This is a genomic window from Streptomyces sp. NBC_01474 (assembly GCF_035918215.1).
Lineage (GTDB): Bacteria > Actinomycetota > Actinomycetes > Streptomycetales > Streptomycetaceae > Streptomyces > Streptomyces aureus.
Genome location: NZ_CP109449.1, coordinates 5,839,302 through 5,864,444 on the forward strand (window position 1 = coordinate 5,839,302; position 25,143 = coordinate 5,864,444).

Annotated in this window: 24 protein-coding genes; 11 read left to right on the plus strand and 13 right to left on the minus strand. The window is 71.6% G+C overall.

Translation table 11 applies throughout. The annotated features are described in order from the left end of the window. Positions 1-224: 224 nt before the first annotated feature. The 8 genes from OG758_RS26815 to mshD all read right to left on the minus strand — a co-directional run bounded on the left by OG758_RS26815 (position 225) and on the right by mshD (position 8,530). On the minus strand, positions 225-647 hold the full coding sequence (locus OG758_RS26815; protein WP_326712291.1) for an NUDIX hydrolase: 423 nt from the start codon (positions 645-647) through the stop codon (positions 225-227). Next, entirely contained in the window at positions 644-1,711 is a 1,068-nt protein-coding gene (locus tag OG758_RS26820) for a CHAD domain-containing protein (protein ID WP_326712292.1), read from the minus strand. Before OG758_RS26820 ends, OG758_RS26815 begins: the two co-directional genes overlap by 4 nt. Next, positions 1,692-4,064: an RNA degradosome polyphosphate kinase gene (locus tag OG758_RS26825; protein ID WP_372564253.1), complete on the minus strand. Its 2,373-nt coding sequence runs from the start codon at positions 4,062-4,064 to the stop codon at positions 1,692-1,694. Before OG758_RS26825 ends, OG758_RS26820 begins: the two co-directional genes overlap by 20 nt. Positions 4,065-4,208: 144 nt before the next feature. Then, a complete protein-coding gene (locus tag OG758_RS26830) occupies positions 4,209-5,156 on the minus strand; it encodes an ABC transporter permease (protein ID WP_326712294.1) in 948 nt (315 codons plus the stop codon). Next, on the minus strand, positions 5,153-6,181 hold the full coding sequence (locus OG758_RS26835; protein WP_326712295.1) for a hypothetical protein: 1,029 nt from the start codon (positions 6,179-6,181) through the stop codon (positions 5,153-5,155). Before OG758_RS26835 ends, OG758_RS26830 begins: the two co-directional genes overlap by 4 nt. Then, entirely contained in the window at positions 6,178-7,098 is a 921-nt protein-coding gene (locus OG758_RS26840; protein ID WP_326712296.1) for an ABC transporter ATP-binding protein, read from the minus strand. Before OG758_RS26840 ends, OG758_RS26835 begins: the two co-directional genes overlap by 4 nt. After that, entirely contained in the window at positions 7,095-7,481 is a 387-nt protein-coding gene (locus OG758_RS26845; RefSeq protein ID WP_372564280.1) for a GntR family transcriptional regulator, read from the minus strand. Before OG758_RS26845 ends, OG758_RS26840 begins: the two co-directional genes overlap by 4 nt. 116 nt (positions 7,482-7,597) lie before the next feature. Beyond that, positions 7,598-8,530, minus strand: a complete 933-nt coding sequence (gene mshD / locus OG758_RS26850) for a mycothiol synthase (RefSeq protein WP_326712298.1) — start codon at positions 8,528-8,530, stop codon at positions 7,598-7,600. A gap of 173 nt (positions 8,531-8,703) precedes the next feature. On the opposite strand from mshD, the gene OG758_RS26855 reads away from it, so the two are divergent. Both OG758_RS26855 and OG758_RS26860 read left to right on the plus strand, forming a co-directional pair. Next, entirely contained in the window at positions 8,704-10,515 is a 1,812-nt protein-coding gene (locus OG758_RS26855; protein ID WP_326712299.1) for a bifunctional metallophosphatase/5'-nucleotidase, read from the plus strand. 90 nt (positions 10,516-10,605) lie between these two features. Next, complete coding sequence (locus OG758_RS26860; protein ID WP_326712300.1) at positions 10,606-11,871, plus strand: LmeA family phospholipid-binding protein; 1,266 nt, start codon at positions 10,606-10,608, stop codon at positions 11,869-11,871. Between the two features lie 6 nt (positions 11,872-11,877). On the opposite strand, the gene OG758_RS26865 is transcribed toward OG758_RS26860, so the two are convergent. The 3 genes from OG758_RS26865 to OG758_RS26875 all read right to left on the minus strand — a co-directional run bounded on the left by OG758_RS26865 (position 11,878) and on the right by OG758_RS26875 (position 15,240). Next, positions 11,878-13,320: a HAMP domain-containing sensor histidine kinase gene (locus OG758_RS26865; RefSeq protein ID WP_326712301.1), complete on the minus strand. Its 1,443-nt coding sequence runs from the start codon at positions 13,318-13,320 to the stop codon at positions 11,878-11,880. Further along, positions 13,317-14,051 (minus strand): response regulator transcription factor, encoded by a 735-nt coding sequence (locus OG758_RS26870; protein WP_266562694.1) that lies wholly within the window; start codon positions 14,049-14,051, stop codon positions 13,317-13,319. Before OG758_RS26870 ends, OG758_RS26865 begins: the two co-directional genes overlap by 4 nt. 100 nt (positions 14,052-14,151) lie before the next feature. Beyond that, positions 14,152-15,240 carry a S1C family serine protease gene (locus tag OG758_RS26875; protein WP_326712302.1) on the minus strand — a complete coding sequence of 363 codons (1,089 nt, stop codon included), beginning with the start codon at positions 15,238-15,240 and terminating at the stop codon, positions 14,152-14,154. Positions 15,241-15,582: 342 nt separating this feature from the next. On the opposite strand from OG758_RS26875, the gene OG758_RS26880 reads away from it, so the two are divergent. Further along, positions 15,583-17,337, plus strand: a complete 1,755-nt coding sequence (locus OG758_RS26880) for a trypsin-like serine protease (protein ID WP_326712303.1) — start codon at positions 15,583-15,585, stop codon at positions 17,335-17,337. 64 nt (positions 17,338-17,401) lie between these two features. On the opposite strand, the gene OG758_RS26885 is transcribed toward OG758_RS26880, so the two are convergent. Both OG758_RS26885 and OG758_RS26890 read right to left on the minus strand, forming a co-directional pair. Further along, entirely contained in the window at positions 17,402-18,424 is a 1,023-nt protein-coding gene (locus OG758_RS26885; RefSeq protein WP_266562700.1) for a LacI family DNA-binding transcriptional regulator, read from the minus strand. 23 nt (positions 18,425-18,447) lie between these two features. Continuing rightward, a complete protein-coding gene (locus OG758_RS26890; RefSeq protein ID WP_326712304.1) occupies positions 18,448-19,320 on the minus strand; it encodes a response regulator transcription factor in 873 nt (290 codons plus the stop codon). A 257-nt stretch (positions 19,321-19,577) separates the two neighbouring features. Between OG758_RS26890 and OG758_RS26895 the strand changes: the two genes are divergently transcribed. The 8 genes from OG758_RS26895 to OG758_RS26925 all read left to right on the plus strand — a co-directional run bounded on the left by OG758_RS26895 (position 19,578) and on the right by OG758_RS26925 (position 25,133). Further along, complete coding sequence (locus tag OG758_RS26895) at positions 19,578-20,411, plus strand: alpha/beta hydrolase (protein ID WP_326712305.1); 834 nt, start codon at positions 19,578-19,580, stop codon at positions 20,409-20,411. Positions 20,412-20,447: 36 nt separating this feature from the next. Beyond that, positions 20,448-20,702 (plus strand): MoaD/ThiS family protein, encoded by a 255-nt coding sequence (locus tag OG758_RS26900; protein WP_326712306.1) that lies wholly within the window; start codon positions 20,448-20,450, stop codon positions 20,700-20,702. A gap of 5 nt (positions 20,703-20,707) precedes the next feature. Next, positions 20,708-22,000 (plus strand): hypothetical protein, encoded by a 1,293-nt coding sequence (locus tag OG758_RS26905; protein ID WP_326712307.1) that lies wholly within the window; start codon positions 20,708-20,710, stop codon positions 21,998-22,000. 126 nt (positions 22,001-22,126) lie between these two features. Next, positions 22,127-22,855: an LmeA family phospholipid-binding protein gene (locus OG758_RS26910; protein ID WP_326712308.1), complete on the plus strand. Its 729-nt coding sequence runs from the start codon at positions 22,127-22,129 to the stop codon at positions 22,853-22,855. Between the two features lie 189 nt (positions 22,856-23,044). Continuing rightward, positions 23,045-23,125 carry a putative leader peptide gene (locus tag OG758_RS49105; RefSeq protein ID WP_351257108.1) on the plus strand — a complete coding sequence of 27 codons (81 nt, stop codon included), beginning with the start codon at positions 23,045-23,047 and terminating at the stop codon, positions 23,123-23,125. A gap of 144 nt (positions 23,126-23,269) precedes the next feature. Then, complete coding sequence (locus OG758_RS26915) at positions 23,270-24,109, plus strand: sulfurtransferase (RefSeq protein ID WP_326712309.1); 840 nt, start codon at positions 23,270-23,272, stop codon at positions 24,107-24,109. 49 nt (positions 24,110-24,158) lie between these two features. Further along, complete coding sequence (locus OG758_RS26920) at positions 24,159-24,446, plus strand: DUF1416 domain-containing protein (RefSeq protein ID WP_100595620.1); 288 nt, start codon at positions 24,159-24,161, stop codon at positions 24,444-24,446. 426 nt (positions 24,447-24,872) lie between these two features. Further along, positions 24,873-25,133 (plus strand): hypothetical protein, encoded by a 261-nt coding sequence (locus OG758_RS26925; protein WP_326712310.1) that lies wholly within the window; start codon positions 24,873-24,875, stop codon positions 25,131-25,133. The last annotated feature ends 10 nt before the right edge of the window (positions 25,134-25,143 follow it).

The window sequence follows — 25,143 nt, forward strand, 5'->3', positions numbered from 1 at the left end:
TCCAGGAGCCGCCGGTCGGTGATCCGGGACGGCGTGCGAAGTCTGTTCGTTCCAGGTAGGCGGTGCGGTGTTCGCCCGTGTGAGCGACTCGCACCGTGTAAGGCCGAAATTAGGCAGGACAGGTGAAGCGACCGAAGGGCATGAGTGAACGGAGGGTGAACCTCGGCGGTCGGTGCGGTGAGGTACTGTGTGACGTTTTGTGACGACACAAGCACACGCTGCGACTATGCCAGGTGGAGGGCGCTCAGCAGCGCGTCGACGAGCGACTTGTCCCGGGGCTGGGTCAGGCGGTGGCGGGCGGCCGTCGGGGAGAGCCAGGCGACACGGTCGACCTCGCGGTTCGGCGTGAATCCGCCGTCCGTCGCCTCGGCGGCCCAGTAGTCGACGCGCTTGGGGCGGCCGCCCGCGACATAGCGGGTGGTGGGGAGGCGGGCGCCGGGAGCGCACCGGAAGCCGGTCTCCTCCTCGACCTCGCGCAGCGCGGCCGCGAGGGCCTCCTCGCCGCGCTTCAGCTTGCCCTTGGGGTGTGACCAGTCGTCGTACTTGGGCCGGTGCACGAGGCAGACTTCGAGGCCGTCGTCGTACGGGGAGCGGCGCCACAGGACACAGCCGGCGGCGCGGATGACGTCGTTGTCGCCGCTGCTCATGTGGTGTGGACCGCCTCCTTCAGCCAGGCCCGCTGGAACGCGAAACGGGCCGCTTCCACGTCGTGGCGCTGGTCGGCGTGCAGGACGCCGAGCGCGTAGGCCGTCGCCGGGGCGATGCGCGGGGTGCGGGCCGCGTGGGCGGCGGCGGCCGCGGCCTCGGCGGCGTCCCGGTGCCGGTCCAGCGCGCCGGCCGCCTCGGTCTCCGCGTCGGCCGGCCCGTCACCGGTACCGGGTCCGCACGGCACGACCTCCTGGGCGTAGCGGTGCAGCCGCAGCAGGAGGCGTACGTGGTGCCAGGGGGCGTCCTGGGACGGGGGTGCCGTGTCGGCGGTGAGGCCCTGGACGAGGGCCTCCGCGTTGTAGGGGTGGCCCGCCCGGTGGAGGGGCAGCGCGGCGACGGCCTCGGCGAGGCGGGACCTGGCGGAGGCGGCCAGCGCGTCGAGGTCGGCCGTGGTGGCGCGCAGCGGGACCTCGCTGGCGAGTACGGCGACGTTGTCCGCGACCGCGTGGAAGCGGGACGAGCCGAGTGCTTGCAGCGCCGTGGAGTGGGCTCTGGTCCGGGCGAGGGTGAGCTGGCGTTCGAGCAGGGCGCCCGCCTTTGCCGCGCCCACGGTCAGATTCCCCGACGCCGTGTTCTCGGTCCGCGACAGCTGGGCCGTGCCCACCCGCCCGGGGGGAGCCGCGGGGGTCTGCGCCGGTACCGCGTGGGCGCCGGAGAGCCGGTGCAGCGCCGACAGCAGCCGCTCCAGGCGGCCCGCGTACGCGTGCTCCTGCGCCAACGTGCCCGAGAGCCATGCCAGTTCGGGGCGCAGCGCGTCGGACCACTCGGGGTCGAGCAGGGGACGGAACGTGTGCAGGGTGCCGCTGACGCGGCGGGCCGAGCGGCGCAGGGCGCGCGCCGCTCCGGCCGCCTCCTCGGCGGTTCCCCCGGGCGCGGAGCCACCGCTCTCGCGGTGCTGCCGCAGGGAGCGCAGGAACTCCGTGGCCTGCTCGCGCAGATAGGTCGCGACGGCCTCGCCCGCGGAACCCTCCGCTCCCGATGTCTCAAGGTGTTGCTTTGCCACGCCGGCGCCTCCGGGCGTCTATGAGCATCTCCTGTACGTTCCGCAGGGGCCGGCCCTCCGCGTCCTTGGCGTGCCGGACCCAGTTGCCGTCCGGTCCCAGGTGCCAGGAGGCGGTGGTGTCGGACATCCCCGTCTCCAGGAGCCGGTTCAGGGCGCCGCGGTGAGCCGGGTCGGAGACCCGGACCAGGGCCTCGATGCGGCGGTCGAGGTTGCGGTGCATCATGTCCGCGCTGCCGAACCAGACCTCGGGCTCGCCGCCGTTGCCGAAGGCGAAGACCCGGGAGTGCTCCAGGAAGCGGCCGAGCACGGACCGTACGCGGATGTTCTCCGACAGGCCCGCGACGCCGGGTCGCACGGCGCAGATCCCGCGGACCCACACGTCGACGGGCACACCGGCCTGCGCCGCCCGGTACATCGCGTCGATGACGGCCTCGTCGACCATCGAGTTGACCTTGAAGCGGACGTAGGCGGGGCGGCCGGCGCGGTGGTGCTGGACCTCGTTGTTGATCCTCGAGATGAGGCCGTCGCGCAGGGACTTGGGGGCGACGAGGAGACGGCGGTACGTCTCGCGGCGCGAGTAGCCCGACAGCCGGTTGAAGAGGTCGGAGAGGTCGGCGCCCACCTGCGAGTCGGCGGTGAGCAGGCCCAGGTCCTCGTAGAGGCGGGCCGTCTTCGGGTGGTAGTTGCCCGTGCCGACGTGGCTGTAGCGGCGCAGCGTGTCGCCCTCCTGGCGCACGACGAGCGACAGCTTGCAGTGCGTCTTGAGGCCGACGAGGCCGTACACGACATGGCAGCCGGCCTCCTCCAGCTTGCGCGCCCACTTGATGTTGGCCTGCTCGTCGAAGCGGGCCTTGATCTCGACGAGGACGAGGACCTGCTTGCCGGATTCCGCGGCGTCTATCAGCGCGTCGACGATCGGCGAGTCGCCCGAGGTCCGGTACAGCGTCTGCTTGATGGCGAGGACGTCCGGGTCGGAGGCGGCCTGCTCCAGGAACGCCTGCACGGACGTGGAGAACGAGTCGTACGGGTGGTGGAGCAGCACGTCGCGCTCGCGCAGGGCGGCGAAGATGTCGGGCGCGGACGCGGACTCGACCTCGGCCAGGTCGCGGTGGGTGCCCGCGATGAACTTGGGGTACTTCAGCTCGGGCCGGTCGAGGCCGGAGATGCCGAAGAGGCCCGTGAGGTCCAGGGGACCCGGCAGCGGGTACACCTCGGACTCGCTGATCTTCAGCTCGCGCACGAGGAGGTCGAGGACGTACCGGTCGATGGTCTCCTCGACCTCGAGCCGTACCGGCGGCCCGAAGCGGCGCCGCATGAGCTCCTTCTCCAGCGCCTTGAGGAGGTTCTCCGCGTCGTCCTCCTCGACCTCCAGGTCCTCGTTCCGGGTCAGCCGGAACATGTGGTGCTCCAGGACCTCCATGCCGGGGAACAGCTCGCCCAGGTGCTTGGGCGCGGAGATGACGTCCTCGATGGGGACGTAGCGCTGCGGCGAGGCCTCCAGGAAGCGGGAGAGCAGCGGCGGCACCTTGACGCGCGCGAAGTGGCGGTGCCCGGAGACCGGGTTGCGCACGACGACGGCGAGGTTCAGGGACAGGCCGGAGATGTAGGGGAAGGGGTGCGCGGGGTCCACGGCCAGCGGCGTGAGCACCGGGAAGATCTGCTGCTTGAACAGCGTGAAGAGCCGGGACTGCTCCTTGTCGGTGAGCTCCTCCCAGCGCACCACGTGGATGCCCTCGTCGGCGAGCGCGGGGGCGACGTCCTCCTGGTAGCAGGCGGCGTGCCGCGCCATGAGTTCGCGCGAGCGGTTCCAGATCAGTTCGAGGACTTCACGGGGCTGGAGCCCTGAGGCCGAACGGGTGGCGACGCCGGTCGCGATACGGCGCTTGAGGCCGGCCACGCGGACCATGAAGAACTCGTCCAGGTTGGACGCGAAGATCGCCAGGAAGTTCGTCCGCTCCAGGAGCGGGGTGTCGGGGTCCTCGGCCAGTTCGAGTACGCGCTCGTTGAACGCGAGCCAGCTGCGCTCCCGGTCGAGGAAACGGCCCTGGGGCAGCTCGGCGCTGTAGTCCTCGAACTCGTCGGGGTCGGCGTCGATGTCGGAGGTGAGCTCGGGGAGCTCGGGTTCGAAGTCACCGCCCGCGACCGTGTGCGGGCGGTGCGCGGCTATCGAGCCGACGGACGGCTGCGCTTGCCGGTCGGAGGCCTGGTCCTCGGCGTTCTGCTGGCTCATGGACCCATTCTTCCGCGCCCGGACCACGATGGGCGCGTCGGAGAGCGCGGGCGTGAGACGGAGTCTCCCGTTCGGGGAGTGCTCCGCCGGGGCCCCGGCGGGGTCGGGCGCGGCGGGCTGCATTCTGTGAGGGTGGCAAGCCCGTCTGAATGGTTGGTTACGGCGACATGACGTGCGGGGCATGGCGGGGCGTCCCCGGGGCGTCCATGGGACGCCCCGGCGCCCGGCGTCGGCCGGATCCGCCCGTCATGATCCGGACGAGAGGCCCTAGATCCGCTGGTCCCTGCGCAGGAGGGCGAAGACCGCCGTCACCGCGAGCGCCGTCAGGGCGAGGAGAATGCCGGTTTCGACGAGCTGCAGCGGCCAGAAGTGGGAGGCCGGCTGGAATTCGCGGTAGAAGCCCGTGATGTTGTGCTGGGCCAGGCAGCTCTTGTCACTGACGCACAGGGGGTCGGCGATGCGGGCGCCGCTCGCGGTGACCGCGCCCTCGTCGAGGAAGAGCCCGGTGAAGCCCCGGTAGCCCTGGTGGACGTCGCCCGTGACGGTGGAGGTGGTCCAGAAGTGGCCGCGGATCTCGCCGAGCGCTGTGATCACGATGCCGGTGAGGGCCAGCGAGACACAGATCGACGAGATCACGCGCCGGGCGATGAACGCCACCAGCGCGCCGAGGGCCAGACCGAGCAGCGGGAGCGCGACGGCGGTCGTGCCGAGGGAGCCGTAGACGCCGTCGGTGAACCACTGGTTCTCGGGAAGGCCGCTCGCCCCCGAGGCGACCAGGCGGCGCAGCGCCACGAGGATGCCGGTGCCCACGACGAGGAACGCGGCGGGCGCGGCGAGCTTCGCCGCCAGCCAGCGGGCCGGGGAGACGGACTGCGTCCAGGCGAGGGCGGCCGTGCCGCGCTCCAGCTCGCGGCCGATGAGCGTCCCGCCCGCGAAGGCGGCGGCGATCGCGGGCACGATCGTGATCAGGCTCGTGGTGAGCCCGAGCAGGTTGGTGTACGTGCCCGCGCCCGGCCCCGTGGCGGTGCAGGCGTTCATGACGCCCGCGACGCACTTGCCGTTGATGTGCCACCCGGAGCTGCCCGGTCCCCACAGCCACAGCAGCAGTGCCCCGGTCAGCGCGACGTACGCGGCCCACACCCACAGGGCGAGCCGGTGCAGCCGCAGGACCGTCCAGGTCAGCCCGGTCGAGGGGGAGAAGGTGGCGGTGCTCATGCGGCGGTCTCCTTCTTCGGCTCGTGCGTGTTCTTCGGCCGGCGCGTGCGCGGCTGGTACCTGCGCAGGACGAGGAACGCGCCGACGACGGCGAGCGCGGTCAGGGCGAGCAGGATGCCCGTCTCCGTGAGCTGGCGGGGCCAGTAGTCGGGGGAGTGGAGGTAGGTGCGGGTGAAGCCGGTGATGTCGTGCCGGTCGAGGCACTTCTGGCTCAGATAGCAGCCGGGGTCGGGGACCTTGGCGCCCGAGGACGTGATCGCCTTGCTGTACACGGGCAGTTCGGGCTGCAGGCGCGAGAACGGCGAGTGCTGGAACGGCCAGTTGTTGCCGCGCATCGCGCCGGCCAGGAACTGCACGAGTCCGGCGGCCACGAGGGCGGGCAGCGTGCGGCTCAGGACCAGCGCGGCAAGCACGCCGACGGCGAGGCCGAACAGGGCGGTCGCGACGGTGGCGGGGCCGATGGAGAAGGAGAACGAGCGGGGGCCGATGCCCGCCACGAGCAGGTGGTTGTGCGCGTTCCACACGAGCCGGTACAGGACGACGATCAGGCCCGTGCCGACGGTGACGAGCACCGCGGGCACCGCCAGCTTCGCGGCCAGCCAGCGGGCGGGCGACACGGACTGGGTCCACGCCAGTTGGGCGGTCCCCAGCTCCAGTTCGCGCGCGATCAGCGGTCCCGCCGCGAACACGGCGATGGCGCACGAGGCGATGCCGATCAGCGTGGACGGCTCGTAGAAGAGCGAGTCGAACGAGCCGCCGACGAGGACGACCGGGGCCGACCCCTGGAACGCGTTGTCCTGCGCCCCGGCGTAGCCGAACGTGTCGAACGCCTTCTGTGCCGCGTTCGCGCCGGGGCCCCACAGCCACAGGAGCAGGCCGACGGTGATGGCGACGTAGGCGGTCCACACCCACAGTGCCGTGCGGTGCAGGCGCAGCACGGTCCAGACGAGGCCGTCGGGGCCGGGCAGGCTGCGCCGGGCGGGGCTCTGGGCGGGGCGCTCAAGCGTCGGGGTCGTGGAGGTCATGCCGTCACCGCCACGGCGGACGCGGTCGTGCCCGGGGTGATCAGCGCCGGGGCGCCGGGGTTGCGCAGATGGGCGAGGATCAGCTCCTCCATGGACGGCTCCTGTGCCTCCCAGGCGCTGTCGAGCGGTCCGTCGCGGCGGATCAGGGCGGTCAGTCCGCGGCCGGCGGGGCGGGACTCGACCACGGTGTGCGGGGCGAGGTCGGCGGCCGTGCCGCGCCCGGTGACCAGGCTGTGCGCGGCCGTCAGGTCGTCGATGCCGCCGCCGAGCCGGATGCGGCCGGCGCCCAGGAGCAGCAAGTGGTCGCAGGCGTCCGCCAGTTCGGCGACGATGTGCGACGACATCAGGACGGTGGTGCCGTGTTCGGCGGCGTCCGCCATCAGCGTGCCCATCAGCTCGTGGCGGGCCAGCGGGTCGAGGTCCGCCATCGGCTCGTCGAGGAGCATCAGCCGGGGGCGCTTGCCGAGCGCGAGGGCGAGCGCGACGCGGGTGCGCTGTCCGCCAGAGAGCGAGCGGACCCGGGCCCTGGGGTCGAGGTCGCCCTGCTCGACGATCCGGTCGGCGTACGCGGCGTCCCAGTGGCCCGGGTTCAGCTCGGCGCCCATGCGCAGGGTGTCCGCGATGGAGAGCTGGGGGTACAGCGGCTTGTCCTGCGAGAGGTAGGCGACACGGTCGCGGTGCGCGCCGGGGGCGCCGCCGAGGACGGTGAGGTGTCCGGAGGTGGGGCGCAGGAGCCCGGCGGCGATCGCGAGGAGGGTCGACTTTCCCGCCCCGTTGGGCCCGACCAGGGCGCTGATCCGCCCGGCGGGCAGACGGAAGGAGCACTGGTCGAGCGCGGCCTGGCCGTGGCGGCCGTAGCGCTTGTCGAGCCCTGTCGCCTCGATGGCGACGGCCGGGGTGGTGCTGGTGGAACTCACTGATCCCCCTTCGGGAAGTTTTCGTCCAGTACGGCGCCGAACAGGGCGGCCGTGTCCTCGCGGTCGAGGCCCGCGGCGCGGGCCCGCCGGGCCCAGTCCGCGAGTTCGGCCCGCAGCGGCGAGTCGGCCGGGGCCGCGCCGAGCGTCCTGCGGACGAAGGTGCCGAGACCTCTGCGGGCCTCGACCAGGCCCTCGCGCTCCAGTTCGCGGTACGCCTTGAGCACGGTGTTCGGGTTGATCGCGGTGGCTTCGACGACCTCGCGGGCCGTGGGCAGCTTGTCGCCGGGCTCCAGCAGGCCGAGGCGCAGGGCCTGCTTGGTCTGCTGGACGATCTGGAGGTAGGTGGCGACGCCGCTGCGCCGGTCGATCCGGTACTCGACCACGTTCCTCAACACCACCCTTTCACTAATCAAGTAGTGAAAGGGTGGTGCAAGAGAGGGGCAGTGTCAAGTGACGACTGCCCCTCGGGTGCCGGCCGGTCGCTCTCCGCTCCCGCGGACTACGACTCCGTGCGGTACATCAGGTCCGTCTCGTGGGTGACGAAGCCGAGGCGCTCGTAGACCGTGACCGCGGGCTTGTTGTCGGCGTCCACGTAGAGCATCGCCGTCGGCAGACCCGACCTCTCCAGATGCCGCAGGCCCACCGCGGTGAGCGCCTTGCCGAGGCCGCCGCCCTGGTTGCCCGGCGCGACCCCGACGACGTACACCTCGCCGAGCTGTTCCTCGGCGTGGACCTTCGTCCAGTGGAAGCCGATGACCTCGCCGTCGGCCTCCCGGACGGCGAGGAAGAAGCCGGCCGGGTCGAACCACGGCTCGGCCTTGCGGTCGTCCAGGTCGCGCTGGGTCAGCGCGCCCTGCTCGGGGTGGTGGGCGAACGCCGCCGCGTTCACCGCGAGCCAGGCCGCGTCGTCCTCGCCGGGCACGAAGGTGCGGATGATGACGCCCTCGGGCAGCACCGGCTCGGCGAGCGCGGGGCCCTCGGCCAACGGGCGCCGCATCTGGCGCAGTTCGCGGAACAGGGTCAGGCCGAGGACCTGCGAGAGGTGGCGGGCCGCCGAGTGGCCGCCGTGCGCCCAGACCCGCAGCCGCTTGCCGGAAGCGCCGAGCAGCGCCGAGCCGAGCGCCCGCCCGTGCCCGTGCCCGCGGTGCGCGGGGTGCACGACGAGCTCGGCGGCCGGCGCCTCGATCGGGTCGGTGTCCTCCAGCTGGCCGTACCCGATCAGCTTGCCGTCGACGGTCAGCAGGAAGTGGCGCACGGCCTCGCGGGGGCCGCCGCGCAACTGCAGCCTGCCCTGCTCCGACACCGCCTGCTGCCCGTCGGCGCGGGCGGCGTCCGAGAGGATCTCCAGGACGGCTTCCGCCTGGTCGGGAGTGAGGGCGGTGAGCGTCTCGATCTGGCGGTCGGGGGTGGTGGGCACGGCATCGCTGGTCATGGACAAGAGGGTACGGCGACGTGCCCGCGCCGGGCTTGCTGCCGGGTGATGGCAATCAGCTCGTAACCGGCAAACACCTGTTGTGCTACGCGCGTTGACCCTAGGCTGCCGACTTGGTCACGACACACCGCAGGCACTTCCGTCTCACAGCACCCACACAGGGGGACGTACCCATGACTCCGCTGACACCGCACAGGACCAGACGCCGCGCCGCGTCGCGGATACTCGCCGCGGCGGCCGGGTTCGCCACCGTCGGCGCGCTCGTCGCGGCGCTGCCCGCGAACGCCACGCAGGACCGGCACCACGGGGGCACGGGCGGCCGCACGGTCGACGTGCAGCTGCTCTCCTTCAACGACTTCCACGGCAACCTGGAGCCGCCGGCCGGCTCGTCGGGCCAGGTCACGGAGAACCTGCCGGACGGCACCACGAGGAAGGTCGACGCGGGCGGCGTCGAGTACCTCGCCACGTCCCTGCGGACCGCCAGGAAGAGCCACCCGTACAGCGTCACCGCCGCGGCCGGCGACCTGATCGGGGCCAGCCCGCTGCTGTCGGGGCTCTTCCACGACGAGCCCACCGTCGAGGCGATGAACAAGCTCGACCTGGACGTCACGAGCGTCGGCAACCACGAGTTCGACGAGGGCGCCACGGAGCTGGCGCGCATGCAGAACGGCGGCTGCCACCCCAAGGACGGCTGTTTCGAGGACGGCAGGAAGTTCAAGGGCGCCGACTACCCCTACCTCGCCGCCAACGTGACGGACGAGAAGACCGGCAAGCCGATCCTCGCCCCCTACTGGGTGTGGAAGCACAACGGCGTGAAGATCGGGTTCATCGGCGTGACCCTTGAGGGCACCCCCGACATCGTCTCCGCGGACGGCGTCAAGGGCCTGAAGTTCCACGACGAGATCGAGACCGTCAACAAGTACGCCAAGATCCTCGACGAGCAGGGCGTGAAGTCGATCGTCACGCTCATCCACGAGGGCGGCGTGCCGGCCTCCGGCTCGTACAACTACGACTGCGACTCCCCGAGCGGCGGCGCAGGCATCTCGGGCCCGATCGTCGACATCGCGAAGGGCATCTCGCCGAAGGTCGACGCCCTGGTCACCGGACACACGCACAACGCGTACGTCTGCACGATCCCCGACCCGTCCGGCAAGCCCCGCATGGTCACTTCGGCGTCCTCGTACGGGAAGCTCTACACGGACACGACGCTGACGTACGACCGCCGCACCAAGGACATCGTGCGTACGTCGGTGAAGTCGGCCAACCACGTGGTGAGCCGCACGCAGCCGAAGGCCGCGGACATGACCGCGCTCATCGGCCGCTGGAACAAGCTCGCCGCGCCCGTCGCGAATCAGCCCGTCGGGTACATCTCAGCGGACATCCCGGGCCGCGGCGCCGCTTCGCCGGAGGAGCCGCTCGGTGATCTGATCGCGGACGCGCAGCTCGCGCACGCCAGGACCCTCGACCCGAAGACCTCGCTGGCCCTGATGAATCCCGGCGGCGTGCGCTCCGACCTCGTGTACAAGGCGAGCGGCAGCGAGGGCGACGGCGTCGTCACCTACGGCGAGGGCTTCACCGTGCAGCCCTTCAGCAACACCGTGAACCTGGCCGACCTGACCGGCGCGCAGGTCATCACCGCGCTCCAGCAGCAGGTCAGCGGTTCCAACGAGGCCTCGCCGAAGATCCTCCAGCCGTCGGCGGGCCTGACGTACACGCTCGACATGACGAAGACGGGCGCGGCCCGGGTCGTCGTCGACTCCATCAAGCTGAACGGCGCCGCGATCGACCCGGCGGCGACGTACCGCGTCGCGATGAACTCGTTCCTCGCGGGCGGGGGCGACGGCTTCGCGGCGCTCGGCCAGGGCAAGAACCCGCTGGTCGGCAGCGACGACCTGAAGGCGTTCAACGACTACCTGACGGCCAACTCGTCGGCCACGTCACCGATCGCGCCCCCGAAGGCGGACCGGATCACGATCGTGAAGTGACGTATCGCACGGCCGGGTCGGGGACCTGAACCGTCCCTTACTGGGAGTAATGCTTAGCGGTGGGGTCGGGACGTGTGGTGAAATCTCACGATGCGTTCCCCCCACCGCATAGCCACGTTCACGTCCGAGTCCGCCGAACTGTCTGATGTACGCACGGAGGAATCCGTTCCATCGGGCACCGTGCCGCACAACCCGTACGACGAGCTGGGCGCCCTCGCGGACCATCCGCTCGACGAGTTCCTGCACGAGGAAGACCCCGAGGCGGGGCCGGACGACCAGCCCTGGGCCAGGCCCAACCACCGCCGCGGCAGCCGCCGCCGCAACCGGTTCGCCGGGCTGCCGCTCGCCACGAAGGCCGTCGTCGGGATCCTCGTCCTCGCCGCCTTCGTCACCCTCGCGGACCGCTGGGCCCTCCTCTACGCCGAGCACCGCGCCGCGGACCGGCTCAAGGACCAGCTGCACCTGACCGCCGCGCCCGAGGTCGACATCGAGGGCTTCCCGTTCCTCACCCAGCTCGCCGACCGGCGCCTGGACGAGGTGAGGGTCACCGTCCCCGACGTCGCCGCGAGCCGCGTCTCCCTCGCCAAGGTCTCCGCGACGATCCGCGACGTACGCATCGACGGCGACGGGCCCACCGATGTGCGCGGCGCCCGCATCGGCGGCATGACCGGCGAGGTCCTGCTCACCTTCGACGACCTGAACCGTGAACTCGGCGCCTCCCAGGTCACGTTCAGCGGCCAGGGCCGCGACCGGGTCCTCGCGCGCGGCACGCTGCCCGTCGCCGGACACGACCTGAAGGTGCGCGCCGACGCCACGATCCGGCGCATCGGCGACACCGGCATCGCCACCGACATCGGCGGCATGCGGCTCGACATCGGCGACCTCGCCACGTACCGGCCCGGTACGCGTCCTTCCGAGGGCCTGCACCTGAGCCGCCGCTCCGTGGCGCGCCTCGCGACCGAGACCGCGAAGGCGAAGGCCCTGCTGTCCGTGCCGTCCCTCGTGCACCGGCTCGGCGTGCCCGACTCGGCCGTGCGCGCGGCGCTGCGCAGCGACCGGCGCCTGAGCGAACTCACCGGATCGCCGCGCTTCGTGCACCAGCTGATGTCCCTGAACCTGGTCGACCTGGCGCTCGCGCACCCGGCGCTCCTGAAGGAGTTCGGCCTCGACCCGGCGCTGCTCCAGGGCCTGACCCGGCTCACCCGCCCCGAACTCGCCGACCGCCTCTCGCTGGCGTTCCGGCTGCCGAAACTGCCGGGCGCGGGCATGGGCGACGTCCGGCTGAGTGACGTGCGGGTCGAGAAGGACGGGATCCGGGTCGGCCTGACGGGGGAGGGCCTCGGTTTCGGCCGGTAGGCCGCCCTAGGCCCCTTCGGGGACCTCCGGCGGAGGTGTGGGCGCGCCCGGCAGTTGCACCGTCGCGACCGTGCCGCCGCCCTCCGCGGCCCCGAGCTCGACGGTGCCGCCGTAGCTCTCGACCGTGCGGGCCACGATCGACAGGCCGAGGCCCGACCCCGGCAGTGCCCGCGCCGTCGGCGAACGCCAGAACCGGTCGAAGACGTACGGGAGTTCATCCGCCGGGATGCCGGGACCGTGATCGCGCACGGTCAGCCGGCCGCGCATGAGGTGGACCTCGAGGGTTCCTTCCGGCGGGCTGAACTTGACGGCGTTGTCGAGCAGATTGACGATCGCGCGCTCCAGGGCGGCGGGCTCGGCCCGTACGTACCAGGGGGCGAGCTCGGACGTGATCGTCAGCTCGGGGCCGCGCAGCCGGGCCCGCTCGATCGCGGTGCGGACCGTGTCGTGCAGCGAGACGACCTTGAGCGGGTCGTCCCCGCCGGCCAGGCCCGTACGGGACAGTTCCTGCAAGTCCCCGATGAGCGCTGCCAGTTCGGTCATCTGGGCCTTCAGTGAGGCCATCAGCGCCTTGCGGTCGTCCGGCGGGATCGCCCGGCCGGTCTCGTCGCTGCGGGTGAGCAGCTCGATGTTGGTGCGCATGGACGTGAGGGGGGTGCGCAGCTCGTGCCCGGCGTCGGCGATGAGCTGCCGCTGGAGGTCACGCGACGAGGCGAGAGAGGCGGTCATGGAGTTGAAGGACGCGGAGAGGCGTGCGATCTCGTCGTCGCCCTCCACGGGGATGCGGACGGTGAGGTCTTCGGTACGGGCCACGTGTTCGACGGTGTCGGTGAGTTCGTCGACGGGGCGGAGTCCGGACCGGGCGACCCACAGGCCCGCGGCGCCGGCGCCCACGACTCCGATTCCGGAGACGAGGAGGAGGACCAGGGCGAGTTCGTTGAGCGTGGACCGGGTGTCCTCGAGGGGGAGGGCGACGAGCAGCGCCGTTCCGGCGATCACCGGCTGACCGGGGCCGCCGAGCACGACGGGGACGGTCACCACCCGGACGGGCTTGCCGTCGGTGTCCGTGCCGTTGCGGTAGGTCTCGACGCCCGGGTTCGGGTTTCGGGCCACGGCCTTGTCGCTGCTGGTCACCTCCACCGTGCCGCTGGAATTGTCGAAGACGCAGGGGGTGCCGTCCGCCTTGATCAGCTGGGCGTAGGACGTGCTCCGCAGGGCGTTCGGACGGGCGCTGGGCCGTTGACGGCAGTTCTGCAGGAGGTTGTTGACCTCGCCGGGCTGGAGCGTCTTGTCCGTCGAGTGCAGCTGGTCGTCCACCTCCGCGTACAGCTTCCCCCGCACGATCACCCAGCACGTGACCGAGACCGCGGCCACCGCGACGGCCACCGCCACCGCGACGAGCAGCGCGAGCCGCGACCGCAGGGGAAGCGCACGGACCCGCCTGATCACTCCGCGCCCCCGGCCCGCAGCACGTACCCCACACCCCGCACGGTATGAACCAGCCTCGGCTCGCCGCCCGCCTCCGTCTTCCGCCGCAGATACATCACGTACACGTCCAGGGAGTTGGAGCTGGGCTCGAAGTCGAAGCCCCACACCGCCTTGAGGATCTGCTCGCGGGTGAGGACCTGGCGCGGGTGGGCCAGGAACATCTCCAGGAGCGTGAACTCCGTGCGGGTCAGTTCGACGGTGCGCGCGCCGCGCGTGACCTCGCGGGTCGCGAGATCCATCCGCAGGTCCGCGAAGGACAGGACGTCACCCGCGTCGTCCGCCGGGCCCGCCGCGGAGGCGTAGGCGCTGCGCCGCAGCAGCGCCCGTACCCGCGCGAACAGTTCGTCCAGCTCGAAGGGCTTGACCAGGTAGTCGTCGGCGCCCGCGTCGAGCCCGGTCACGCGGTCGCCGACGGTGTCGCGGGCCGTGAGCATCAGGATCGGCGTCCTGGACCCGCCGGCCCGCAGTCGCCGGGCGGCCGTGAGGCCGTCCATGCGCGGCATCTGGATGTCGAGGACGACCAGGTCGGGCTGGTACGCGGCCGCCTTGTCGAGCGCGTCCGCGCCGTCGACCGCGACCTCCGTGCCGTACCCCTCGAAGGCGAGACTGCGCCGCAGCGCCTCGCGGACGGCGGGTTCGTCGTCGACGATGAGAATGCGCTGGGGTTCGCGGTCGCCTTCGGCGGGACTCATGGGCGGGCTTCCTCGGGGGTGCGGACGGTGGTGGGGGGCCGGTATCAGCCTCGCACGGTGGCGCTACGGGTGCGTGCGGCGCGGCGGTGCGCGGCCGGGGTCAGCTGCCGCTGCGCAGCGCGTCGAGGTCGGCCTTGACGGTGTTGACGGGGATGGCGAAGCCGAGTCCGACGCTGCCCGCGCTCGACGAGCCCGACCCGCTGTCAGAACTGGCCGAGTACATCGCGGAGTTGATGCCGATGATGTTGCCGTTCATGTCGATGAGGGCGCCGCCGGAGTTGCCGGGGTTGAGGGACGCGTCGGTCTGGATGGCCTTGTACGTCGTCTTCGACGAGCCCGTGTCGCCGTTGAACTGCTGCCCGCCGAACTCGAACGGCCACCGGCCGTCGCTGCCGCCGCCCTGTTGCTGCTGCTGTTCCTCGTCCGTGGAGACGGTGACGTCGCGGTCGAGCGCGGAGACGATGCCGCTGGTGACGGTGCCGGTCAGGCCCTCGGGGGAGCCGATGGCGACGACCTCGTCGCCGACCTTGACGTTGTCGGAGTCGCCGAGGGACGCGGTTTTGAGGCCGGACGCGTTCTTCAGCTTGATGAGGGCGAGGTCCTTCTTGGCGTCGGTGCCGACGACCTCGGCGGTGTAGGTCTTGCCGTCGCTCGTCCGTACCTTGACCGTCGAGGCGCCGGAGACGACGTGGTTGTTGGTGACGATCTCGCCGTCGCTCGTGATGACGACGCCGGAGCCGGTGGAGCTGCCCGCGTTCGAGGTCGCGTTGATCTCCACGATGGCGGGGCTGACGGCCTCGGCGACACCGGAGACGGTGCCCTTCCGGCTGGTGGGCACGACGGCCGTGCCGGCGGAGGCGGAGGTGGACTGCTTGCCGGTCAGCTCCTGGAAGGCGTAGGCGGTGCCGCCGCCGACGGCCGCGGCGGCGATGGCGACCGCGGCGAGCAGCCCGAGCGGACCCCTGACCCGCCGCCGGTGTGCGGGCGGGGCGGGCGGCGCGGGGGAGCCCTCCGGTGTGGGAGCGGGCCACATCGCCGAACCCGGGGCGGCGTTCACCGGCTGCGGCGGGTCGTAGGCGGGCGGGGGCGGAAAGGCGCCGCCCGCCTCGGGGGTCCCCGGATACGAGGACTGCGAGTGCTGCTGCTGGCCCTGGGGGTACTCGCCGCTTCGGCGGAAGCTCTCGGTCATGGCAGCAAGCCTGAACCGCGTTCATGAGAGCCACCTGAGCGTGCCCTGAGAGTCCCGCGAGAACCCTGTTTGCCCGAAATAAAGACGCCCCGGAAAACGGCGGGTTGACTGAGGGTGAGATGCGGGAGGGCGCCGGAACAACTCTCACCTGCCTGCTGTGAAGGCCGTGTGCCGAGGGGCCCGTGGGATCTACGATCCGTGCGCCGGAGGGGGGTCTGCGGTGGTGCCCGGGTCCGAGCCCGAATCCGATGTCTTGTCCGCTCGGTGTCCGGTACCTGCCGTGGTGCGCGCCGTATGCCTCTTCTCGGGCCCTGAAGCCACTCTTCACACCAGGAGCCCTGAGTGATACCTGCCCTGCGCGACCGCTGGAGACGCCCCGTCACGGCGCTGTCCACGGCCGCTCTCGCGCTGGCGCTGAGCTGCGCCGGCGCCCTCGTGGCGCACCCCGCCACCGCGGCCGACGATCCGCCCGGACTGCCCGACGCGAGCATCGCCCGCACCGCGAATCCGGCCCCTTCCGCCTCCGACGCCGAACTGCGCAAGCGGGTCGTCGAGGCCGCGAAGACCCGGGCGACCCCGGAGACGAAGCCCAAGAAGACGCCGTTCATCATCGGCGGCACCGAGACGTCGATCTCCTCCGCGCCGTGGATGGTCCAGCTCTCGTACTACGACCCCGCGTCCGGCGACGGCTACTTCTGCGGGGGCACCCTCGTCGCCCCGAACAAGGTCCTCACCGCGGCCCACTGCGTCGCCGGTCTGGACTGGGTGAACAACGGCGCGGTCGTGGCCGGCGCCACCGGCCTGCTCGACAGCGCCAACGGCACCGTCGCGGGCGTCTGGCGCCAGTGGAACCACCCGCGGTACAACGACGCGACCATCCAGAACGACATCGCGGTCCTCACCCTGGACCGTCCGCTGGAGGACCAGTGGACGAAGCTGGTCCAGAGCAACGACACCGCGTCCTACAAGGCCGGCACCTCCGCCACCGTCTACGGCTGGGGCCTGACCTCGGGCGCGCAGGACGCCGACCTGTCGGCGACCCTGCGCAAGGTGACCCTGCCGCTGGTCTCCGACTCCACCTGCAACACCGCGATGCAGTCCGTCCTCGGCGAGGACGACTTCGTCGAGGGCTCGATGTTCTGCGCGGGCACCCCGGCGACGGGCACCGACGAGGGCACCAAGAGCACCTGCAGCGGTGACTCCGGCGGTCCGGTGGTCGTCGGCGGCCGCGTCGTCGGCATCGTCTCGTGGGGCGTCTCCGGCTGCACCGCGAAGGGCGCCTACCCCGTCTTCACCAAGGTGTCCTCGTACGTCTGGGCGGCCCAGCCGCGCATCGACGACACGGACCTGAGCTTCGACGGCCGGGCCGACCTGCTGGCGCGCACCCCCTCCGGGGGCCTGTTCGAGCAGGACAGCAAGGGCACGTCGCTCGCCACGCGCGCCTACCAGAGCGCCGGCTGGCAGACCGCGAGCTGGGCCCTCCAGGCCGACCTGGACCGGGACTTCTTCCAGGACCTGATCATGCGCGACAGCACCGACGGCAAGCTGTACCGCAGCTACTACAACCACGCGTCGGACGCCTTCGAGTGGATGCAGATCACCTCGGTGTGGGGCGGCTACAAGTCGTACGCCGTCCCCGGCGACATGACCGGTGACTCCCGCCCCGACCTGGTGGCGGTGGACGCCGACGGCTCGACGTACCTCTACCCGGGCAAGGGCAACGGCGAGTTCTACGGCAAGGTCAAGATCGTCGACAAGGCCTGGAAGGGCGTCAAGATCTTCGGCCGCGGCGACCTGACCGGCGACGGCAAGGCCGACCTCCTGGTCCGCAACAGCTCCGGCGTCCTGTACCTCTACCGGGGCACGCAGGTCGAGAAGACCCCGTTCGCCGCGCGCATCCAGGCGCGTACGGGCTGGAACTTCACCTCGTACGTGACGAGCGGCGACGTGACCGGCGACGGTATCGCCGACGTCATGGCCCGTGACTCGGGCGGCACGCTCTGGCTCTACCCGGGCACCAACAAGGCGTCCGCCGACGTCTTCGGCGCCCGCAAGAGCCTGGGCACCGGGTTCAACCAGTACAACCTGATGTTCTGAGCGACCCGGAACACAGCACGCGCGCCGGTCCGGTGTTTTCGGGCCGGCGCGCGGTCGTGTGAGGTCAGGGGCAGCCGCAGGACTGGCGGACGACCAGCCGCGAGGGGAACACCTTCAGGCGCTCACGCCGGGACCCGGCGACGCGCAGCGAGTCGTCGAGGACGAGGTCGACGGCGGAGCGCGCCATCGCCGAGCGGTCGGACGCGACCGTCGTCAGCGGCGGATCCGTCAGACCCGCCTCCTTCACGTCGTCGAACCCGGCGACGGCCAGCTCGCCCGGCACCTCGATCCGCAGCTCGCGCGCGGCCCGCAGGATGCCGAAGGCCTGGTCGTCCGTGGAGCAGAAGATCGCCGGCGGCCGCTGGGGCCCGGCGAGCAGCTCGAGCCCGATCTTGTAGGCGTCGTAGCGGTTGTACGGCGCCTCGAACAGCCGCCCCTCGGTGGAGAGTCCCGCCTCGTGCATGGCCCGGCGCCAGCCCTCGACGTGGTCGGAGACCGGGTCGCCGACGGACGGCGTCTCGGCGGTGCCGCCGACACAGGCGACGTACGGGTGACCGTGCTCGAGCAGATGGCGGGTGGCGAGCTGGGCGCCGCCGACGTCGTCGATGACGACGGCGACGTCGTCGATCGCCTCGGGGCGCTCGTGCAGCAGGACCACGCGCGCGTCCCACGCCTCGATCTCGGCCGCGGCCAGATCGTTCAGGCCGTGGCTGACGAGGATGAGGCCGGACACCCGCATGCCGAGGAAGGCCCGCAGATAGTGGACCTCGCGCTCCTCGACGTAGTCGGAGTTGCCGACGAGGACCATCTTTCCGCGCTCGGACGCCGCCTGTTCGACGGCGTGCGCCATCTCGGCGAAGAACGGCTGGCGCGCGTCCGGCACGATCATGCCTATGAGGTCGGTGCGCCGCGACGCCATGGCCTGGGCGACCCGGTCGGGCCGGTACCCCAGTTCCTTGATCGCGGCGAGTACACGCTCGCGCGTGGCCGGGGCAACCGGCCTAGGTCCGTTGTTGATGACGTAGCTCACGACCGCGGTCGAAGTACCCGCCAGTCGCGCCACATCATCCCGAGTCACCTTGGCCACGCGCGGAGTCTACGCGGATGGACCTACCGCTGGGCAGGGCGTCCGGCGGCGGCCTGGTGAGCGCCCGCCCGGGGCTGCTCGGCCGGCTCCCGCCCGGCACGGGAATCCGCCGCGGAGCCCGTGTTGTCGGTGTGCGCAGCGGGCTCCGCCGGTGCTGCGTGCTCCGCGTGGTCCGGCCTCGGAGCCGCCGCCTTGGCCTTCGCCCCGTCCGCCGCCCGCTCGACCTTCTCCGGCGTCACGAAGCGGTAGCCGACGTTGCGCACGGTGCCGATCAGCGACTCGTGCTCGGGCCCGAGCTTCGCGCGCAGGCGCCGCACATGGACGTCCACGGTGCGGGTGCCGCCGAAGTAGTCGTAGCCCCACACCTCCTGCAGCAGCTGGGCACGCGTGAAGACGCGGCCCGGGTGCTGCGCGAGGTACTTGAGGAGCTCGAACTCCTTGAAGGTCAGGTCGAGGACCCGCCCCTTCAGCTTCGCGCTGTAGGTGGCCTCGTCGACCGACAGGTCGCCGTTGCGGATCTCCATCGGGGAGTCGTCGGAGACGATCTGCTGGCGGCCCATCGCGAGGCGCAGCCGCGCCTCGACCTCGGCCGGTCCCGCCGTGTCGAGAAGTACGTCGTCGATGCCCCAGTCGGCGGTGACGGCCGCGAGGCCGCCCTCCGTCACGACGAGGACCAGCGGACAGCCGGGCCCGGTGGAGCGGAGGAGCTGGCACAGGCTGCGTACCTGCGGGAGGTCGCGGCGCCCGTCGATGAGGATGACGTCGGCACCGGGGGTGTCGACGAGGGCCGGGCCCTCGGCGGGGGCGACCCGCACGTTGTGCAGCAGCAGGCCGAGAGCGGGGAGCACCTCCGTCGACGGCTGAAGGGCATTCGTGAGGAGCAGCAATGAACTCATCGCGGCCCACCTGCCTGGGTCGTCCTGCGGTCGTGCACGTTTCGCTCGCCCATAACGTCGGTTCCTCCTCGGTCCCTGCGAGGACGTTTACGGCACTGCTTCGTACTGCTTGTTCGTACTGCTTCGTGGTGCTTCGGGTCCCGCGCCCCGGGGCCCTGTGCGCCTCGCGGCCGGCGTTCGTATACAACGCGGTCCGAAAGCACAAAAGGACCCGGGGGCTTCGCTGCCCGGATCCTCTGCCTAGGAGAATAGCCCACATGAGTTCCGGTCCGGCAGGTCAAGACGCACGATCTTCTGTGCAGCCGATCACTGCCCGCTCACGCCGTGTGATGCTGCGCACGCGGGACGGGGTCCCGATCGAGGCCGCCCACGACCCCGGACCGGGCCTCGCCGGCGGCCCGGTGATCGTGGTCGCGCACGGGTTCACGGGCGATCTGGAACGGCCGCACGTCCGGCGGGCGGCGGGGATGTTCGCGCAGCGTGCCGCCGTGGTCACGTTCTCGTTCCGCGGGCACGGGCGGTCGGGCGGGCGGTCCACCGTCGGTGACCGGGAGGTACTCGACCTGGTGGCCGCCGTGGAGTGGGCGAGGTCACTCGGGCATGAACAAGTGGTGACCGTCGGCTTCTCGATGGGCGGTTCCGTCGTCCTGCGGCACGCCGCGTTGCACAGGGGGCGCACGGAAGCGCGCGCCGACGCCGTGGTCGCGGTGAGTGCCCCGGCCCGCTGGTACTACCGCGGGACCGCGCCGATGCGGCGGCTGCACTGGCTGGTGACGCGGCCCGCCGGCCGGATCGTGGGCCGTATCGGACTCCGCACCCGCATTCACCCGCACGAGTGGGACCCGGTGCCGCTCTCGCCGGTCGAGTCCGTGCCGCTGATCGCGCCGACGCCGCTCCTGATCGTGCACGGCGACCGGGATCCGTACTTCCCCCTCGACCACCCGCGGATGCTCGCCGCGGCCGCGTCCGGCGGGGCCGAGCTGTGGCTGGAACCGGGCATGGGGCACGCCGAGCACGCGGCGGACGACGGGCTCCTCGCGCGGATCGGCGACTGGGCCACGGCATCATGGACGACGGCAACCGCCGAATAGACCGCATGGACAGACCGCATGGGAGGAACGCCGCACATGGCCAACGGGACCATCCGCTACTGGGCCGCGGCCAAGGCGGCCGCCGGTGTCGCCGAGGAGCCGTACGAGGCCGAGACGCTGGCCGACGCGCTGGACGGCGCGCGTGCGCGACACCCCGGAGACCTGGTGCGCGTCCTGCAGCGTTCCTCGTTCCTGATCGACGGAGATCCCGTCGGCAGGCGCGGGCATGAGACGGTACGGCTTGCCGAGGGCGGCACGGTCGAGGTGCTCCCACCGTTCGCAGGAGGGTGACCGCGATGAGTAACGAGCCGTACGAAGACGAGTACGGGCAGCAGCAGCCGCCCCAGCAGACGCAGCAGTGGCAGGGCCAGACCTGGGACACCCAGGTCCAGTCGACGTACTCGCAGCCCCAGGGATTCGAGCCCGGCCAGGCCCCGCACGGGCAGGCCGCGTACGGGCAGGGCCCGGCGAGCCAGACCGGTGGCGACCAACAGGCGTACGGCGAGCAGCAGGCCTACCGCGACCAGCAGGCGTACGGCGAGCAGCAGGCGTACGGCGACCAGCAGGTCTACGGCGGTGACCAGCAGGCTTACGACTATGGGCAGGCGCCGTACGGGCAGGGGCCGGCGGTGCGGACGCCGGGCGGGCAGACCACGCCGCCGCCCGCGCACGCCGCGTACGGCGAACCGGCCGCGTACGGGCAGGCCTCCCACGCCTCCGGAGTCGACCAGCAGACGCAGGTCTTCGGGACGGTGGCGGCAGCCCAGCCGCTGCCCGTCGCCGAGCCGGAGGCCGCCGCTTACGGGCCCGCCACCGTCACCGGCAACCCCCGGGTCACCGACGCGCAGCGCGCCCGTGCCGAGGGGCGGTCGCCGATCATGGAGCCGGGGATGCAGCCCGCCGCGCTGACCGCGCTGCTCGGGCTGCTGCTCGCGGGCGGCGCCGCGGTGGGCCAGTACGCGCTGCTCGTCCCGCTCGTGCTGCTCCAGGCCGTCACGGCCGCCGGCTGGTTCCGGCTCAACGGCATGTGGCCTGCCCGGCAGGGCATCGCGCTCGCCTTCGCGGGCGGCCTCGCCGCCGACGCCGCGCTGCTCGTCACCGGCCGGGAGAACGCGCCCGCCGCGATCCTCGGCACCCTCGGGGTCTGGGTCCTGCTCACCCTCGTCCTCCAGCTCCGCAGTCACGCGGCACCGGACGAGCGCATGTACGGCCTGATGGCGACGGTCGCCTCGGCGGCGCTCGCCATCGTCGCGACCGGACACCTGGCGGCCGACCCGGACGCCGTGACCGTCGGCGCCGTGGCCGTCGCCGTCGCCGTCCTCGCGCGGGCGCTCCCGCTGCCGACGCCCGCCTCCGTGGGCGTCGCGCTCCTCGCCGCCGCGGGCGCCGGAATCGCGGCCGGGGGTATGACGGACATGGGGTCCAAGGGCGCGCTCCTCGGCCTCGGCGCCGGTGTCTGCGCGCTGATCGGCCACCGCGTCGCGAGTTACGACTATCCGTCCCGCTTCGTGCACATGACGGCGGGCGTGGCCCTGCCGCTGGCCGCCGCGGCCCCGGCCGTCTACCTGCTCGGGCGGGTCGTGGGCTGAGCGTCCGGCGGGCATGCGGCCTGTCACAGCTGATCGACAAGAATCGGGCCGGGCCCCCTTCGAGGGGGCCCGGCCCGTACTCTCGCGATCAGGAACTGTCGTCCAGGTGGGGGGAAGCACCGGGCCATGCGTGCTCTGCGGATACTTCTGATCGTCGTCGTGATCCTGGGCGGCCTGTTCGTCATCGCCGACCGGGTCGCGGTGAACTACGCGGAGGGCGAGGCGGCCGACCGCGTGCGCACCAGCGAGGGCCTGGCCGGCACGCCCGACGTGTCCATCAAGGGCTTCCCGTTCCTGACCCAGGTCGCGGGCGGCACGCTGGACGACGTGGAGATCGGCATCAAGGACTACGACGCGAAGAGCGGCGGCGAGTCGATCCGGATCGCCGATCTGAACGCCGAGATGCACGGCGTGGAGTTCAACAGCAGCTTCAGTTCCGCCACCGCCGAGTCGGCCACCGGCACCGCCCGCATCTCCTACGCCGAGCTGCTCAAGGCCGTCAGGAAGCAGGACGCCGCCCAGGTCGCCCCGGGCGTGACGGCCCAGATCGACGGCCTCTCCTACGGCGGCGGCGACAAGGTCAAGGTCGCGATCACCGTGCACACGGCACTGGGCACCCTGCACCCCTCCGTCCTCAGCTCGATCAAGGTCACCGACGGCAAGGTCTCGGCGCGTGCCGACAGCCTGCCCAAGGCCGGCGCGCTCGACCTGGCCGAGGGCAGGATCCGCGCCGTCACCGACTTCCAGCAGGCGATCGACGACCTGCCGGCCGGGATCAAGCTGGACCGGGTCGAGGCGGTCAAGGACGGTGTCGAGATCTCGGTGAAGGGTTCGAAACTCGACCTCGTCGGGTAGCACCCGGAACGGCGCGTCCGCACTGCGAGACGACGCCGTCCGCACAGCAGCAATCGGGGGAGCCGCAGCGGCCCCGGAGCCCGAAGGAAGAGGCTCCGGGGCCGCGTGCGTCTCGCATCGCGGACGATCGTGTCTCAGGATGCGACACGCCGGTGACACGGCCGCCCGTGCGTACCTACGATCGGTGGCATGAAGCGACAGGCGGATCTCACGAAGCGGCGGGCAGTAGACCTGTGCCGCGTCGCCGCCATGCTCTGTCGCACCGCCTGAGCGGGACGGCAACTCCCGCTTCCCCAGGCCCCTTTGAGGCCTCCCCCGCGCGCGCCGAATGCCGTCCCTGTTCGCATGCAGGGACCGTGCCCGCACCGCACCCGCACTCCCGCACCCCGCCGCAACTGCCCCGGAGGAGAAACAATGAGCCGCAGCGACGTCCTGGTAGACGCCGACTGGGTCGAGGCGAACCTCGACAACCCGAAGGTCGTCATCGTCGAGGTCGACGAGGACGCTTCGGCGTACGACAAGAACCACATCAAGAACGCCGTCAAGGTCGACTGGCAGCAGGACCTCCAGGACCCGGTCCGCCGCGACTTCATCGACCAGGCCGGCTTCGAGAAGCTCCTGTCCTCGCGCGGCATCGCCAACGACGACACGGTCGTCCTCTACGGCGGCAACAACAACTGGTTCGCGTCCTACGCCTACTGGTACTTCAAGCTCTACGGCCACGACAGCGTCAAGCTCCTCGACGGCGGCCGCAAGAAGTGGGAGCTCGACTCGCGCGACCTCGTCGCCGAGATCGTCCAGCGCCCCGCCACCGAGTACAAGGCCAAGGCCCAGGACACCTCGATCCGCGCCTTCCGTGACGACGTCATCGCCGCGATCGGCAGCCTGAACCTCGTCGACGTGCGCTCCCCCGACGAGTTCTCCGGCAAGCTCCTCGCCCCGGCGCACCTCCCGCAGGAGCAGTCGCAGCGTCCGGGCCACGTCCCGTCCGCCCGCAACATCCCGTGGTCGAAGAACGCCAACGACGACGGCACGTTCAAGTCGGACGACGAGCTCAAGGCCCTCTACGAGGACGAGCAGGTCGACCTGGCCAAGGACACCATCGCGTACTGCCGTATCGGTGAGCGCTCGGCCCTGACGTGGTTCGTCCTGCACGAGCTGCTCGGCCAGGCCAACGTCAAGAACTACGACGGCTCGTGGACCGAGTACGGCTCCCTCGTCGGCGTGCCGATCGAGCTCGGCGCCAACAAGTAACCCTCCCGGACCCCTCAGACAGACCTGACCGACCTTTTTGGAGAAACACATGTGTGGAGCGAAGGCCGGCGGCCCCGACGCCTCGACGATCAAGCCCGGTGAGACCACCATCCAGGGCCAGGTGACCCGCGACGGCGAGCCCGTCACCGGTTACGTGCGCCTGCTGGACTCGACCGGCGAGTTCACGGCCGAGGTCCCCACCTCGGCGACGGGCCAGTTCCGTTTCTACGCGGCCGAGGGCACGTGGACGCTGCGCGCCCTGGTCCCCGGCGGCTCGGCGGACCGCACGGTCGTCGCCCAGACCGGTGGTCTCTCCGAGGTCGCCATCGCCGTCTGACACGGCTCGCCGTGTGACGGCGGCGCAGATACGGCCGAGGGGCCGCACCTCCGGGGGTTGGACGCCTACGGAATCGAGGTGCGGTCCCTCGGCTTTGTGCGGAGCCCGTGCTGAAAGGCGTGTACATGGCGGCGTTCTGCCAGCTCTCTTGAAGGCTGTGGCCTGACCCAACTTCCGTGTGCGGAAGGCGCGTCGAGGTCGTGGACTCAAGAAAACCGGGGGACCGGCCATGGCCACAGCCTGATGATCACCGTCAGGAGAACGGCAAGCTGCAGGTCTACAACCCGCGGGGCACCACGTCCTGGATCAGCGAGGACGATGTCATCAACGGTGATCTCGAGTCCGCCGCCGACGACCGCTGCTCCGAGGCCCACCACGGCGACGTCAACCGCGTCTACATCCAGCAGGACTGGACCCACCGTGCGAATGCGAAACGTTGTGCGTGCCGCGGCCGCTTCAGCCGCCGCCCTCGTCACCCTTTCGGCAGCGGTGACGGTGCCCAGTTCTTCGACTTCGAGGCGCGCGGCCGGCAGGACGACGGTGAAGCTGCTGTTCTGCCCGCACGGCCTGTGCGGGAGCGCCGCGGAGGTGAGCGCGAGCCCGGTACCGACCGCCACGCACACGGCGGCCCCGACGAAGTCGGACGACCAGGTCGCCTACTACGTCTACACGATCACCGTCCGCTGACCTGCACGGG